At 39.0% G+C, this 1,504-nt stretch carries 1 protein-coding gene; it reads left to right on the top strand.

The genetic code is table 11. The annotated features are described in order from the left end of the window. Positions 1 to 82 precede the first annotated feature (82 nt). Positions 83 to 1,366: a D-alanyl-D-alanine carboxypeptidase gene (locus AC33VI_RS22755; protein WP_491784546.1), complete on the top strand. Its 1,284-nt coding sequence runs from the start codon at positions 83 to 85 to the stop codon at positions 1,364 to 1,366. Positions 1,367 to 1,504: the final 138 nt, after the last annotated feature.

Raw genomic sequence — 1,504 nt, forward strand, 5'->3', positions numbered from 1 at the left:
AAAGGATTTTGACTATAGTTTATGACTATTTTAACTTTTTGCTGCCAGTTATCTTGATAATAAGCTGAGTAGAGGCGACTTTATGCTAAATTTGATTGCTTCGACAGTGTTTGCCAGTGGGAATATCTGGGGACAACCACAAAATAAATTAGAGCCGTTAAAGTTATTTCCTTGGCACGATGCGGCGATTTTCCAGCTTCCTGTAGTCAACCAGGATACAATCGCCGAAAACAAAGTTAAAGACTATTTACAAAAATTAATTGAACTTAATTCCCATCCCCAAGGAATTTGGCTGCAATCGGGTTGGAATATATTAGGTGAAAATCAAGGTAAAGTAGCCCTTCCTGCTGCTTCTTTAACTAAAATAGCGACAACTTTAGCAGCTTTGGAGCAATGGGGGGTAAAACATCAATTTGCTACTAATATTTACAGTCAGGGAAAAATTGTTGGGGGAGTTTTAACGGGAGATTTGATCGTGGAAGGAAGCGGAGATCCCCTATTTGTATGGGAAGAAGCGATCGCTTTAGCCAATACTTTAGAAAATTTAGGTCTGAAGTCAATTCGGGGCAATATTTTAATTAAAGATAGGTTTTACATGAACTATCAACAAGACTCAGCCAAGGCAGGAAGTCTATTAAAACAAAGCTTCGATCGCCAGCTATGGAAGTCAGAAATTACCCAACAATATTTACAAATGCCCCCTGGCACTCCTCAACCAGGAATTGCGCTCGCGGGTCAAGTTCAATTAATCGATCGCATTCCCCCCAAGGCTAGATTATTAGTAATCCATCAGTCTTTACCTCTGTCAGAAATCCTGCGACAGATGAACATCTACAGCAATAATCAGATGGCAGAAATACTGGCTGAGTTATTAGGTGGCGCGAAACAAATAGCAGATCGAACAGCAAATATAGCTAATTTACCCCCTGAAGAAATAGAACTAATTAATGGTTCTGGTTTGGGAGAAGAAAATCGTATTTCCCCTCGCGCTGTCTGTCAGATGTTAATTGCCATAGAAAGATTATTATCAACTGATTCTTTGACCGTTGCCCATTTATTTCCCACTGCGGGGAAGGATTTGGTCGGTACGGTGAAAAATCGTAGCTTACCTCGCGGTACGACCGTGAAAACAGGAACTTTAGATCGAGTTAGTGCTTTGGCGGGGGTTATTCCTACTCAGAATAGAGGGGATGTTTATTTCAGTATTATTAATTACGGTCGTCAATATAAATATTTTCGCCAACAACAAGACTGGTTATTGAATGAATTAATTAAGGATTGGGAGGCAACAGATAGTAAATTCAATCCCCCACAACAGCCACAATGGTTTTTCGGCAATCCCCAAAGAAATCAAATTATTAACTAACCTCAGTTCGGGTTAAGCTACTGATTACCGATCTAGTTATAGTTGTTAGTTATTAGTTACTAGTTATTAGTTGAGAAAACCTAGAGTAAGTCAATTACTATATATAGTGTTTAACCGCTCGATTGAATTTATACAGGT

It is taken from the genome of Waterburya sp. (genome assembly GCF_058530065.1).

What these genes read in the sequence shown, in the direction of transcription:
- AC33VI_RS22755 (WP_491784546.1), top strand. Translation starts at nt 83, where the DNA reads ATGCTAAATTTGATTGCTTCGACAGTGTTTGCCAGTGGGAATATCTGG.